Below are 13,029 nucleotides of genomic sequence, written 5' to 3' on the forward strand. Positions count from 1 at the left end.
TAAATGCCGTCTATTAAAAAATGTAAGGGGATGATACTAGAGCATACTCTTAATCTCTAGCCCGAATAATGGTCAGTTTGCGATTAGAGCAACCCTGACAGGGCGGCCAAAACCTGCCTGTTCAAGTTTCGATTGCCAAAGCGTTAAGTCCGCAGCCTCTATATAGGGACCGACCAAGACTTTATAAAGGCCATCACTCTGATGATTTACCATAACCTTAATGTCGGCATCAAAAGCTTCGAACAAACGCGTCTTTAGACGCTCCGCTGAAGCCTCAGCACTAAACGCCCCCACCTGCAAATGACTAAATGCTGTATTTTCCACCACCTCTTGAGTTGGTACAGGTACGGCTACAGGGGTTGTAACTACTGGTGCGGGCGCCGATACAACCGGTGTAACAACCACTGGAGCGGCGACACTAGCAGGTTGATAGACTTCGTTTTGTGATGGGGTAATTGCCTCAATTCTTACCCGTGCCAAGCCTTTTTTGTGGTAATCCAAACGGGCTGCTGCCGCATAAGACAAGTCGATCAAGCGGTCGCCATGAAATGGCCCCCGGTCATTTGCTCGCACTATGACAGACCGACCATTATCAAGGTTTGTCACTTTCAGATAGGTGGGTAATGGCAAGGATTTATGGGCCGCTGAAAAAGCGTACATGTCATATATTTCCCCATTTGAGGTTTTATGACCGTGAAATTTTTTACCATACCAAGAGGCCGTGCCTTCTGCGGTATAACCTTTGGCTGAATCCATTACCCAATATTTCTTACCCCAAACTTCATAAGGGCTTTTATTACCACCTCGACTTTTCGGCTCCCATTTCGGGACCAAATCAGGAAGATGGTCTACTTTAATATCACCAGTAGGTGCATGATCCTGCAGGATGGTATAACGACCGCCCCCAGAAGCTTTGTCATAGTCAATGTCATCTTGCCCCAAGACGTGCTTGGTACTCATACACCCACTTAACAGCAAGCTGCTACCAGCAAGCAGTAATAGCGCTAATTTAGCCTTCATCATTATTCTTTATACTCTCAGCAAGCTGAAACACAGACATGGCGTATCGGCGGCTTGGGTTATAGTCCATCACGGTAAAGAAGTTTTCATAGGCAAGCCAATAACTCACCTCTTCTTCTGCGGTGCGTAATGCCAATAAACCGACTCTATCATCAATAAAAGGCGCACTCGGTAAAACATTAAGCTCTGCCCAGTAGGCAAAGCTGCCTGTTGGTGCTCGACCTTTATTGACTAAGCCTTCAACACGCTCAGGTTCAATGACTTGGGCGGTAGTAAAGGCCGGTTTATTGACCTGCCAACCGTGGTGTGTCAGGTAGTTTGCAATACTGCCAATGGCATCGGCAGGAGACCCCCACAAATCGATATCACCATTGCCATCGTAATCCACCGCCAGAGTTCGATAATTACTTGGCATAAATTGGGTCATTCCCATCGCCCCGCTATAAGAACCCTTAGTAGCACCGATCGGCCAACCTTTGTCTCTAGCAAGCAACAAATAACTGGTCAATTCACTTTGGAAGTAGCTTTTGCGTCTTGGGTAATCAAATGCCAAGGTCGTCAATGAGGTGAATACATCGCGGGAACCTGTAATGCGCCCATAGTAGGTTTCCACACCGATTAACGCGACGATAACACTGGGGTCTATACCAAATTCCTGCTGGGCTTTTTCTAACCAAACCGCCTGCTCTTTCGCGAAAGCCAAACCACCTTTAATACGATCCGAGGAAACAAAGCGCTTGCGGTATTCATAAAATGGGGTAATTTGTTCAGGCTGATTATCAGATTTCTCAATGACTTTAGGGCGTTGTTCAATTCGTGAAAACGCTGTTTCTAACATCGCTTTATCGAAGCCATGCTCTGTCACCATACGCTTAATGTAGACTTGTACTTCAGGGTTTGCTGCGTAGGAGTCTTCCAGACTGTCTGGCATATCCTCCAATAAACTATCACTTACCCCTGCGATGCCTTCTTGCTCTGCCTGTGTTTGCCCTTTTTGACTCACACCGGAACAAGCCGTTAATCCTAATGCTAGCAATATTCCCAATATCTGTTTCATCATCTCGCTCTCTTATGAGTCTGAATAGACATCAAAATGCCGAAAGTTGCCATAATCGTAATAATGGATGTGCCACCATAGCTTACCAGTGGCAAAGGCACCCCCACCACAGGCAAAATACCGGACACCATGCCGATATTAACAAATAAATAAACGAAGAAGGTCAAGGTTAAACTCCCCGCTAAAAGGCGGGCATAATTATCTTCCGCCATTGCAGAGATATACAGACCACGAGCAATCACCAGTAGATAAGCCAGCAAGAGTACGCCACACCCTACTAGACCAAATTCTTCGGCCAGCACAGCAATAATAAAGTCCGTGTGGCTTTCAGGAAGAAAATCCAATTGTGCCTGCGTGCCCTCTAGCCAACCTTTACCATACATTCCACCAGAGCCTATGGCGGTTTTAGACTGAATAATATTCCAACCAGAGCCCAGTGGATCACTTTCTGGGTTAAGAAAGGTCAACACACGTTGGCGCTGATAGTCGTGCATTACTTGCCATAAACTATAACCCGCTATTGGCGCTAATGCCGCCGCACCAATAATATAGCGCCACCCCAAACCTGCTAAGAATAAGGCAAAAATCCCTGAAACAGCCACCAGCAGTGACGTCCCTAAATCGGGCTGCTTCGCAATCATCAACACAGGTACAACAATAATGATCAGTACGATAGCAATTTGCTTTAAGCTTGGCGGCAGCTGTCTATCCGCAAAATACCAAGCCACCATCATGGGCATCACCACCTTCATTATCTCCGAAGGCTGGAAGCGCAAACCACCTGGCAGCGCTAGCCATCGCTGAGCCCCTTTTGCTCCCACCCCAAACAGTAAAACCCCTACCAGTAACAGAACTAGGCCAACAAAAAGTAAGGGAGAGGCGCGACGCATATACTTAGGCGGAAGCTGCGCTAAAACAACACATACTCCCATGCCGATGGCCAGTCGAAAAACTTGTCGCTCTACCGTCGCTATATCTTGGCCTGAAGCAGAATAAAGTACGAATAAGCCGCCTGTTATGAGTATTAATAACGAGCTTAGCAAGAGCACATCAATATGCACCAATTGCCAGAGTCGGGCATTGGTGAAAGAGATTATGCGTCGGTATAAGCTATCACTCATCAGACTTACCTTTTAAATAATCGTACTTTTCAGGGTATTCACCGCTTAAATAGGCGTCAAACAACTGCCGAGATAAATCCGCAGGTTTGGAGCTACTGCCACCATTTTCAAAGATGGCAAACACTGAAATTTTAGGTTTATCCGAAGGAGCAAAACCTATAAACAAAGCGTGATCATGAAGACGCTGGGCCAGTTTATCGGCCTCATATTCTTCATCTTCTTGCAGACTAAACACCTGACCTGTACCGGTTTTTCCGGCAATGGTGTAATCCGTGCCACGCAAGCGTCTGGCAGTACCTTTTGAATCGGTAATTACCTTACGCATGGCATTAACCATCTTTTCCCAGTTACGTTGATCTTTGAGCACCACCTGATGCATATCCCCTGTGCCGTCTTTAAACTGCATAGGCTCATCATTAATGCTCTGAGTCATACGAGGTCGATAGTAATGACCACGATTCGCAAGAATGGACGTTGCGGTGGCGACCTGCATAGGTGTGGACACCATAAAGCCTTGACCTATCCCCACATTGACAGAGTCTCCCGGATACCAAGGCTCTTTATACTTAGCTTTCTTCCATTCATTTGAGGGCAGCAAGCCCTTACTTTCCCCATGTAAGTCCAACAGTACACCTTGACCAAAGCCAAAACGTGTCAAGAAGTCATGAATCGGTGTAATACCCATTTTATTAGCCAGTTGGTAATAATAGGTATCCACCGACTCTATGATGGAGCGCTCTAGGTTAATCCAACCATGCCCTCCCCTTAGCCAATCGCGATAACGACGACCACCGGGATTAATTTGATAATACCCTTGGGCGTAATAACGCTCTGTCCATGAGGAGAAACCGTATTCAAGACCAGCCAAGGCCATAAAGGGCTTAATAGTAGAAGCGGGAGGGTAGCCACCACGTAGGGCACGGTTAAAAAGTGGTAACTGCTTCGAATCCCGTAACACAGAATAATCTTTTACTGAAATGCCACGCACAAATAAGTTTGGATCGAAACCTGGTTTTGACACCAGCGCCAAGATACCCCCTGTATCAGGGTCAATCGCAATGACGGACCCTCGATACTCTCCTAGGAGATCGTAAGCATACTGCTGTAAACGGGCATCAAGATACAGGTGTAAGTCCTTGCCTGGGGTGGGATTTTGCCTGTCCACTTCCGACATGATGCGGCCACGGGCATTTACTTCGACTGTGCTCAACCCTGTTTTGCCAAACAACACATCTTCGTAGTAGCCTTCGATGCCGGTTTTACCAATAAAAAGCGCCCCTTGGTAAGCGGTTTTATCGACCCGCTCTAGGTCTCTTTCGGTAATACGCCCCACATAACCAATAGCATGAGCAAAGGCCTCCCCATAAGGGTAATAACGAGTTAATTGTGCCTCAACTTGTACACCATCCAATTTATAAAGATCCACACTGACTCGCGCCCACTCTTCATCACTAAGCTGAGATTTTAAGGTAATGGATTGGTAAGGACGACGATACTCTTTACGCTTATTATCAAACTGCCGCCATTCCGCATCACTGATGTCGATAATGCCTGACAGAACGTCTTTTAGCTCAGTGAAGTCTTTTATTCGCTCAGGAATCACGGTCAAACTGTGGATAGGTCGGTTATCGGCGAGCACTAGACCATGCCGGTCATAGATTAAGCCTCGTGGGGGCTGCTCTGTGACCAACATAAGCCGGTTTTCGTTAGCTTTGGTCTGGTAAAGGTCGTATTCAAGAACTTGCAGATAAAACAGACGAGCAATGAGCACACCTACTAACAGCACTACCACAACAGCGGCCACAACGACTCGAAACTGAGTCAGTGACCGCTCTTGACGATAATTACGAAAGTTACGATGCCTAAGGCTCACAAGTGTTCCTTATCTGTGATACGGGTGATTGTTCATAAGCGTCCAAGCACGGTAGATCTGCTCAGCCAAAATGATACGTACCATAGGGTGTGGCAAGGTTAAGCGAGATAAAGACCAAGCTTGATCGGCTCGTGCCGTACATCTTGGGTCCAGTCCATCGGGGCCACCCACCAATAAGCTGACATTAAAGCCTTCCATGCGCCACTGCTCAGCTTGGTCGGCTAACTGTTCGGTGGACCACTCTTTGCCTAACACTTCCATGGCAATGACTTTATCGCCATCTGGGATAGCCTCTAACATGGCATCCCCTTCTTTTCGAATCGCTTTGGCAATGTCGGCATTCTTACCACGAGGCGCCATAGGAATTTCAATCAGCTCTAAACTGAAATCTTTTGGTAGGCGTTTGGCATAATCATCATAGCCCTGTGTTACCCACTTAGGCATTTTACTACCGACTGCAATTAAACGAACACGCATCTAGAGAACCTTATAAAACTTCAGGTTTAATGTCCCAAAACTTTTCTAAGTCGTAGAAAGCACGCGCTTCTTCCGTCATCACATGAACAACCACGTCATGAAGGTCGATCAAGATCCAGTCACTTGCGGTACCGCGCCCTTCTGCTCCTAGAGGTTGCAGACCATTTTGCTTAAGGTGCTCAACCACATTTTGTCCAAGGCCCTGTACGTGGCGTTTCGAAGTACCCGTACATATCACCATAAAGTCCATCATGTCAGTATGATTACTCACATTTAACACAGTGATCTTGTCACCTTTCACATCTTCTAGTGATTCGACAGCCAAGGCTAAAATTTGATCCGCTGTGAGGTTTGGTTGACTCATATTATTACGTTTTCCTATTGGTATAATTGATGTTTCTGTATATATGTTTGTACGGGCTCTGGTAATAAATACGCAATCGACGCTTGTTGGCGACATAAAGAGCGGATCAAACTAGAAGAAATCCCTAAAGGTGTTAGTGTTTCTAAGCAGACCAGACCTGAGGGCGCGCATTGTAACTCATGCGGCGAAGCGGCACGATAGTTTTCACAGAACTCGCTAAGCTCACTAATTAGGTCTGGCTCCCAACCGGGCCTTGAGACAACAAAGATATGGGCATACTTGATCAGTTCTTGCCAACCATGCCAAGTCGGTAAAGACAAAAAGCTGTCCATCCCTAACACCATCACTAAGGGCTCGGTTTCGCCTATCTCTTCCCTAATAGAACGCAAAGTATCTAGTGAGTAACTAGGACCTGTGCGTATTATTTCACGACGATCCACCGTTAATCGCTCATCACTAGACACCGCCATTTCCACCATGTCCAAGCGCTGCTGTGCAGACACACTGGGCTGACTCTTATGAACTGGCTGATAACACGGAATTAAACGTAGTTGGGCAAAACCATAACGATCGAGTATTTCTACCGCTGAACGTAAGTGACCATTATGGATAGGATCAAAGGTGCCCCCCATAATCGCCACGCCAGAGTTTTTTTTGTGATCCACAAGCGGCTTATGCAACTCAGTTGTCACGGGTATGACCATCCCCAAACACTATGTATTTTTGACTCGTCAAACCAATCAGGCCAACTGGACCGCGGGCATGAATTTTGTCGGTTGAGATACCGATCTCAGCCCCAAAACCATATTCAAAACCATCCGCAAATGAGGTGGATGCATTCACCATAACGGACGCAGAATCCACTTCCGTCATAAAGGCTCGGGTTTTGGTGTAGTTTTGCGACACAATAGCATCAGTATGATGAGAGCCATACTTATTAATATGGGCAATGGCTTCATCCATACTCGCAACAACTTTAATAGAAAGCTTTGGGGCATGATATTCTGTGTACCAGTCTTCTTCGGTGGCAGCGCCTATGCTATCGGCAAATTGCTGGACTTGGGTACAACCCACCAACGCCACACCTTTTTCTTCGAAGGCGGCAATCAGCTTTGATATTTCTTGCTTATTAACATTTTGATGTATCAGTAAGGATTCCATGGCATTACATACACCATAACGTCGAGTTTTGGCATTTAAGGCAATTCTAAAGGCCTTTTCCATGTCAGCTTCGTCATCAATGTACACATGACAATTACCATCAAGGTGTTTAATAACAGGGACTTTGGCGTCACGGCTAATACGTTCAATCAACCCCTTACCACCGCGTGGCACGATCACATCAACATATTCAGGCATGCCAATCAACTTGCTCACCGCTTCTCTATCTGTGGTATTAAGCACCTGTACTGCATCACTCGGTAAGCCTGCTTTTTCCAAACCTTTACACACCGCTTGAGCGATAGCATGGTTGGAATGAAATGCCTCTGAACCACCACGTAAAATCGTGGCATTACCGGACTTAAGACAAAGACTGGCCGCATCAATAGTCACATTTGGGCGCGACTCATAAATAATACCAACCACACCTAACGGCACACGCATTTGACCGCGCTGAATGCCAGAAGGCAAAAACACCATATTGGAAATTTCACCAATTGGATCAGGTAAAGTGGCGACTTGTTTAAGTCCTTCAATCATGCCATCGATACGAGCATCATTCAGTAACAAACGATCCAATAGCGCTGCGTCTAAGCCTTTGGCGCGGCCATTCTCCATGTCTTTAGAGTTTTCTGCTATCAAACGAGGTCGTTCTGCTTCTAAGGCTTCTGCCATTGCCATTAGCGCAGCATTTTTTTGCGCAGTTGAAGCTTTAGCCAGTAGGCGAGACGCTGCTCTAGCCTGTTGACCAATTTGATTCATATAGGACTCTAAAGACATAGTTTGATCTCTAACAAAGTTAAACAACACAGTGTGAATGCAAAACAGTCGCAGACTGCCTTACTTTGCCAGTATACTAACATATTATTTTTATTGATTTAGTGTAGATTCGCGTAAAATGGTTGCCTCCTCAAGTTTACAAAACACTTTCAATTTGTCCGTTATTGGCAAGGTTCACTCTTGTTACAAAGAAAAATTTGGCATACCAAGACAACCTGGTTTAGTAAACCAAGCCACCGCTTATATAGAACTCCTCCCCCCCTATAACAGGCTAGACACGCTGGACGGCCTTGAAGGCTTCTCCCATATTTGGGTGCAATTTATTTTTCACGCTTGTTTATCTGAACAATGGAAGGCAAAAGTGCGCCCACCAAGATTGGGCGGAAAGAAAAAAGTCGGTGTATTTGCAACTCGTGCAACCCATCGACCTAACCCGATAGGCTTATCCGTAATAAAGCTAGGCAAAATTCATCAACAAGGTAAAAGAGTCTTCATAGATCTACATGGTGCCGATTTATTAGACGGCACCCCCATTTTAGACATCAAGCCTTATCTGCCTTATGCAGACAGCCTACCGGACGCAACTGGCGGCTTTGCCCCAGAAGCAGCCGAAACCAAACCTGTGTTTTTTTCGGCGTTAGCACTAGAGCAATGCGAGTCTTACAAGCAGCAACACAATAGAAACATTAAAGACTTAATTGAACAGGTCATCGGACAAGATCCCCGCCCCTCTTATCTTAAAGACCAACTCGATAGAGAGCATGGCACCCTATTATGGGATTTAGACATTAAGTGGTGCGCAAGAAAAGAACACCTTGAAATACTTACTTTAAACCCTGCATAACCCAATAAAAAAGGCACCCTAGGGTGCCTTTTTTATTGCTAAAGTAAGCGATTAGCCGATAATTTCACCATCTTCACGTGAGATCGCGATCACACTTGAGCGTGGTGTGCCGCCATTAGGCCAGTTAGAATTACCTTTTTCACCTGGGTGCTGAACACTGATGAACATAGTAGTGCGATCAGCACTCCATGCAGCACCGGTGATTTCACACTCTTTAGGCCCAACCAAGAAACGCTTGATTTCACCTGTTTCAGGATCACCAACCAACATTTGATTATTACCCTGACCCGCAAAACCTTTCGCGTTTGAGTAATTACCATCTGTTTGAATCCATAGCAGACCTGTTTTATCGAATTTCAAACCATCCGGAGAGTTGAACATATTGTCTTTATTAACATTGCTCGAACCTGCATTGGCATCATCATAAACCGCTGGGTTACCCGCCAAGACAAACAAGTCCCAAGAGAAGTTAACAGAGGTGTGATCTTGATTCTCTGGTCGCCAGCGAACGATTTGACCAAAGTTGTTCTTTACCCGTGGATTTGCACCGTGAGGTGGCGTTGCATCACCACCCGCATTAGGCTTAACACCACGGTTTTTATTGTTTGTTAGAGCGCAATATACCTCAGCCTTAGTAGGGTTAGAGGCAACCCACTCTGGGCGATCCATAGTCGTAGCACCTACTTTAGAAGCTGCTAAACGAGTATAAATAGCAATTTCAGCCTCAGTCATACCAGTAGACTCTGGCGTCAATGCAATCCACATGCCTGTGTTGTTATCGAAGAACTTCGCCACATAAAGCGTACCCTCTTCCAACAATTCACTGTTATCCCCACCCACAACAAACTTGTGTTTAGACACAAAGCGGTACAAGAACTCACCACGCTCATCGTCACCAAGGTAAACCACTACATGACCATTTGCGGCCACTTCTACTTCTGCATTCTCATGCTTAAAGCGACCTAGTGCGGTACGCTTTTTCGGGCGTGCATTAGGGTTTAATGGATCAATCTCAACAATGTAACCAAAACGGTTTGGTTCTTGTGGATCTTTAGAAATATCAAAACGAGCATCTGCCATCGCCCATTTGTAGCCCCAATCCTTATGACTGATACCGTATCGCTTCATTTGCGGTGTTAACGGCGCATTATCATTTGTTGAAGAGAAGTAACCATTAAAGTTCTCTTCACAGGTCAAGTAAGTACCCCAAGGCGTTTGACCATTACCACAGTTGTTCCAAGTACCTTTCGCGATGACACCTTTAGGATCGGCTTTAGTTTTAAGCAGATCATGACCGCGAGCAGGGCCTGTAATATCCATTTCAGTATCTGCTGTGATACGACGGTTGTATTCAGAGTCTTTTACGATCCCCCACTTACCATTTGTACGAGCAACCTCTACGACGCTCACACCATGAGCTGCTTTACTTTTACGAATATCATCCGCAGAAGTAGGCACACCGTCAGCGCGGTTAGCATGTAGCGTTTTAAGGTTAGTGTATTCATTATTTACACATAAGATCTGACGGCCGTGGTGTGAAAATAGCGCCATCCCATCACAGTGGTCACCAAATGCCACCTCTTGAGAAGCTCCGGTTCCACCACTTGTAGAATCAAATGCTGGAGCGTTGGAGAATAATGGTTCACCCCAAGATGCCAACACCTCCCACTTATAACCTGCAGGAACGGTTACTGTGTCTTCAGCATTTGCTTTGACCATGTCAAACGCTAAGCGAGACATTTTCATCTCTTCGCCCGCTAAAGCTTTACTGGCAGCAAGTGTTGTAGAGCCCATTACAAAAGCGGAGGCACCAACAGCAGCACCACCTGATAAAAAGCCACGACGAGAAACCATACGCTTAGCAGTTTCTTCAAATTCCACCATCTCTGGCGCGGGTCTTACTAACTCATCGTGCTCGTCAAAACCAAACACCTGATCCTGCTTAACTGGCATCGTAATATCCTCAAGTCTTAAATTATCATCAATAAACATTGGTTTACTTTTCCACAAGCGCACCAATGATGTTTTTTAAAGTAGAGCTATTAAGCCAAGCTTTCATTGCATTTAGATGATCAAGTTAAGACAATTTGATGACACTATCATGACAAGTAGACACTGGTAATCTCACTGTAAAGCACCTAATCTATTAGTGCTCTTAACCATTTTTGACTGGCCAGTATTATTATGAACAAAAAACAATTTTTGGACACTTATCGAAAAGTCAGCCACTTAAACGCCCCCAGCAGAACTGAAAACAAGCCAGAAACGAAAGAGACTAACACCAGCCCAAAGCCTCTTTATCGCTCACCTGAAGACGAAAGGCTCATTAAAGATTTGCACTTTGCTAAATTTCAGAAAAATCAGGAAAACCTTCATGAAAATGAAGAACTTAAACTGTTAATAGAAAAACCCGACTGGGATGAAGATGACATTCAAACCCTATTAAAGTCGTTAAGATAAGACATACTCCAAGCCTATACCCATGGTTATCCACATGTTATATGTATAGTTTTTCTGTCAATCGTTTGAGATCACTTGATATAAAAAAAAGACAAAAAAAAGCGGGCCAAGGCCCGCTTTTTAAATCACATTTAGAAAACTAAACTTAGTTTTGGTTTTCTAGCTGAGCTTTGATCAAATCACCGATAGTGGTAGGACCGTTCGCTTCAGTTTGCTGTTTCTCAGAGTGAGACTTCATCGCAGCTTTTTCTTCAGTTGCATCTTTCTGCTTGATAGAAAGAGCGATTGTGCGTGCTTTACGATCAACATTGATGATCGCAGCTTCAACACTGTCACCTTCTTTCAATACAGTACTTGCATCTTCAGTACGTTCGCGGCTGATTTCAGATACTTTCAATGTCGCTTCAACGCCTTCAGCAAGAACAACAACCGCTGCTTTTGCATCAACAGAAGAAACCGTACCAGTAACAACAGCACCTTTATCATTCTCAGCAACGTAAGCTAGGAATGGATCTTCCTCAAGCTGTTTAACGCCAAGAGAGATACGCTCACGTTCAGCATCGATAGACAATACAACTGTTTCAAGCATATCGCCTTTCTTGTATTGACGTACTGCTTCTTCGCCTGCTTCGTCCCAAGATAGGTCAGATAGGTGAACAAGGCCGTCGATACCGCCGTCAAGACCGATGAACACACCAAAGTCAGTGATAGACTTGATTGCGCCAGAGATCTTGTCGCCTTTGTTGAAAGAAGTAGCAAACTCTTCCCATGGGTTCATAGTACATTGCTTGATACCCAAAGAAATACGACGACGCTCTTCGTCGATGTCTAGGATCATAACTTCAACTTCATCACCGATCTGAACAACTTTAGATGGGTGGATGTTTTTGTTAGTCCAATCCATTTCAGATACGTGTACTAGACCTTCTACGCCTTCTTCAAGTTCTGCGAAGCAACCGTAATCAGTCAAGTTAGTAACTTTAGCCGTTACTTTAGTACCTTCAGGGTAACGAGCTTTAATAGCTACCCATGGATCTTCACCCAATTGCTTAAGACCTAGAGACACACGGTTACGCTCGCGGTCAAACTTAAGTACTTTAACATCGATTTCATCGCCAACAGCGATGATTTCGCTTGGGTGCTTGATGCGTTTCCAAGCCATGTCAGTGATGTGTAGAAGACCATCAACACCACCAAGATCAACGAACGCACCGTAATCAGTAAGGTTCTTAACGATACCTTTAACTTCTTGACCCTCTTCAAGAGAAGCAAGTAGTGTTTCACGTTCAGCGCTGTTAGTCGCTTCCATAACGGCGCGACGAGATACAACAACGTTGTTACGTTTTTGATCAAGCTTGATAAGTTTGAACTCTAGATCCACACCTTCTAGGTGAGAAGTATCGCGGATTGGGCGAACATCTACCAAAGAACCAGGCAAGAAAGCACGGATATTTGCGATATCAACTGTGAAACCACCTTTCACTTTACCGTTGATAACACCGTGAACAATGGCGCTTTCTTCGTAGGCTTTCTCAAGAACAGCCCAAGTTTCAGCACGTTTCGCTTTTTCGCGAGACAATTTAGTCTCACCGAAGCCATCTTCAACAGCATCAAGTGCAACTTTAACTTCGTCACCGATGTTAACGTTGAACTCACCACTTTCCGTTAGGAACTGAGAACGAGGAATTACGCCTTCAGATTTAAGACCTGCATGAACAGTTACCCATTCGCTGTCGATATCAACAACAATACCAGTAACAATAGAACCTGGCGCCATTTCGACGGTTAACAGGCTTTCTTCAAACAGTTCTGCGAAGCTTTGAGTCATTGTATTTCCTATATAGTTGGCTTAATAAAGATCTAAGCCATAAC

General features: G+C 45.1%; 12 protein-coding genes. 2 read left to right on the plus strand and 10 right to left on the minus strand.

Annotated features, from left to right (window positions below; genetic code table 11):
* Positions 1–72: 72 nt before the first annotated feature.
* From ABJF92_RS08250 to ABJF92_RS08285, 8 genes are read right to left on the minus strand one after another with little or no spacing between them, the layout of a single operon-like run.
* Positions 73–1,020: a septal ring lytic transglycosylase RlpA family protein gene (locus ABJF92_RS08250; protein ID WP_446815591.1), complete on the minus strand. Its 948-nt coding sequence runs from the start codon at positions 1,018–1,020 to the stop codon at positions 73–75.
* Positions 1,010–2,080, minus strand: a complete 1,071-nt coding sequence (gene mltB, locus ABJF92_RS08255; RefSeq protein WP_446815314.1) for a lytic murein transglycosylase B — start codon at positions 2,078–2,080, stop codon at positions 1,010–1,012. The genes ABJF92_RS08250 and mltB overlap by 11 nt, the downstream gene beginning before the upstream one ends.
* Positions 2,077–3,198 carry a rod shape-determining protein RodA gene (gene rodA, locus ABJF92_RS08260; protein WP_446815315.1) on the minus strand — a complete coding sequence of 374 codons (1,122 nt, stop codon included), beginning with the start codon at positions 3,196–3,198 and terminating at the stop codon, positions 2,077–2,079. Before rodA ends, mltB begins: the two co-directional genes overlap by 4 nt.
* Positions 3,191–5,071, minus strand: coding sequence for a penicillin-binding protein 2 (gene mrdA / locus ABJF92_RS08265; protein ID WP_446815316.1), 1,881 nt, complete (start codon positions 5,069–5,071; stop codon positions 3,191–3,193). The genes rodA and mrdA overlap by 8 nt, the downstream gene beginning before the upstream one ends.
* Positions 5,072–5,080: 9 nt before the next feature.
* Entirely contained in the window at positions 5,081–5,548 is a 468-nt protein-coding gene (gene rlmH / locus ABJF92_RS08270) for a 23S rRNA (pseudouridine(1915)-N(3))-methyltransferase RlmH (RefSeq protein WP_445975969.1), read from the minus strand.
* Positions 5,549–5,558: 10 nt separating this feature from the next.
* The gene (rsfS, locus tag ABJF92_RS08275) at positions 5,559–5,912 is read right to left on the minus strand and encodes a ribosome silencing factor (RefSeq protein ID WP_446815317.1); all 354 of its coding nucleotides are present in this window, start codon (positions 5,910–5,912) and stop codon (positions 5,559–5,561) included.
* 14 nt (positions 5,913–5,926) lie between these two features.
* The gene (gene nadD, locus ABJF92_RS08280) at positions 5,927–6,604 is read right to left on the minus strand and encodes a nicotinate-nucleotide adenylyltransferase (RefSeq protein WP_446815318.1); all 678 of its coding nucleotides are present in this window, start codon (positions 6,602–6,604) and stop codon (positions 5,927–5,929) included.
* Positions 6,594–7,853 (minus strand): glutamate-5-semialdehyde dehydrogenase, encoded by a 1,260-nt coding sequence (locus tag ABJF92_RS08285; RefSeq protein WP_446815319.1) that lies wholly within the window; start codon positions 7,851–7,853, stop codon positions 6,594–6,596. Before ABJF92_RS08285 ends, nadD begins: the two co-directional genes overlap by 11 nt.
* A gap of 118 nt (positions 7,854–7,971) precedes the next feature.
* On the opposite strand from ABJF92_RS08285, the gene tsaA reads away from it, so the two are divergent.
* Positions 7,972–8,697, plus strand: a complete 726-nt coding sequence (tsaA, locus tag ABJF92_RS08290) for a tRNA (N6-threonylcarbamoyladenosine(37)-N6)-methyltransferase TrmO (protein WP_446815320.1) — start codon at positions 7,972–7,974, stop codon at positions 8,695–8,697.
* 51 nt (positions 8,698–8,748) lie between these two features.
* On the opposite strand, the gene ABJF92_RS08295 is transcribed toward tsaA, so the two are convergent.
* Entirely contained in the window at positions 8,749–10,650 is a 1,902-nt protein-coding gene (locus ABJF92_RS08295) for a PhoX family protein (protein ID WP_446815321.1), read from the minus strand.
* Between the two features lie 231 nt (positions 10,651–10,881).
* Here ABJF92_RS08295 and ABJF92_RS08300 point away from each other — a divergent pair, with 231 nt between their 5' ends.
* Positions 10,882–11,157 (plus strand): hypothetical protein, encoded by a 276-nt coding sequence (locus ABJF92_RS08300; protein WP_446815322.1) that lies wholly within the window; start codon positions 10,882–10,884, stop codon positions 11,155–11,157.
* Positions 11,158–11,302: 145 nt separating this feature from the next.
* On the opposite strand, the gene rpsA is transcribed toward ABJF92_RS08300, so the two are convergent.
* Positions 11,303–12,985 carry a 30S ribosomal protein S1 gene (rpsA, locus tag ABJF92_RS08305; RefSeq protein ID WP_446815323.1) on the minus strand — a complete coding sequence of 561 codons (1,683 nt, stop codon included), beginning with the start codon at positions 12,983–12,985 and terminating at the stop codon, positions 11,303–11,305.
* Between the last annotated feature and the right edge of the window lie 44 nt (positions 12,986–13,029).

The sequence above is a fragment of the Marinomonas sp. genome (assembly GCF_039940335.1).
Lineage (GTDB): Bacteria > Pseudomonadota > Gammaproteobacteria > Pseudomonadales > Marinomonadaceae > Marinomonas.

Excerpts from the sequence above, each read along its gene's own strand:
- ABJF92_RS08295 (WP_446815321.1), bottom strand. The coding sequence starts at position 10,650 with ATGCCAGTTAAGCAGGATCAGGTGTTTGGTTTTGACGAGCACGATGAG.
- rpsA (WP_446815323.1), bottom strand. The coding sequence starts at position 12,985 with ATGACTCAAAGCTTCGCAGAACTGTTTGAAGAAAGCCTGTTAACCGTC.
- ABJF92_RS08300 (WP_446815322.1), top strand. The coding sequence starts at position 10,882 with ATGAACAAAAAACAATTTTTGGACACTTATCGAAAAGTCAGCCACTTA.
- mltB (WP_446815314.1), bottom strand. The coding sequence starts at position 2,080 with ATGATGAAACAGATATTGGGAATATTGCTAGCATTAGGATTAACGGCT.
- ABJF92_RS08285 (WP_446815319.1), bottom strand. The coding sequence starts at position 7,853 with ATGTCTTTAGAGTCCTATATGAATCAAATTGGTCAACAGGCTAGAGCA.
- rlmH (WP_445975969.1), bottom strand. The coding sequence starts at position 5,548 with ATGCGTGTTCGTTTAATTGCAGTCGGTAGTAAAATGCCTAAGTGGGTA.
- rsfS (WP_446815317.1), bottom strand. The coding sequence starts at position 5,912 with ATGAGTCAACCAAACCTCACAGCGGATCAAATTTTAGCCTTGGCTGTC.
- ABJF92_RS08250 (WP_446815591.1), bottom strand. The coding sequence starts at position 1,020 with ATGAAGGCTAAATTAGCGCTATTACTGCTTGCTGGTAGCAGCTTGCTG.
- rodA (WP_446815315.1), bottom strand. The coding sequence starts at position 3,198 with ATGAGTGATAGCTTATACCGACGCATAATCTCTTTCACCAATGCCCGA.
- tsaA (WP_446815320.1), top strand. The coding sequence starts at position 7,972 with ATGGTTGCCTCCTCAAGTTTACAAAACACTTTCAATTTGTCCGTTATT.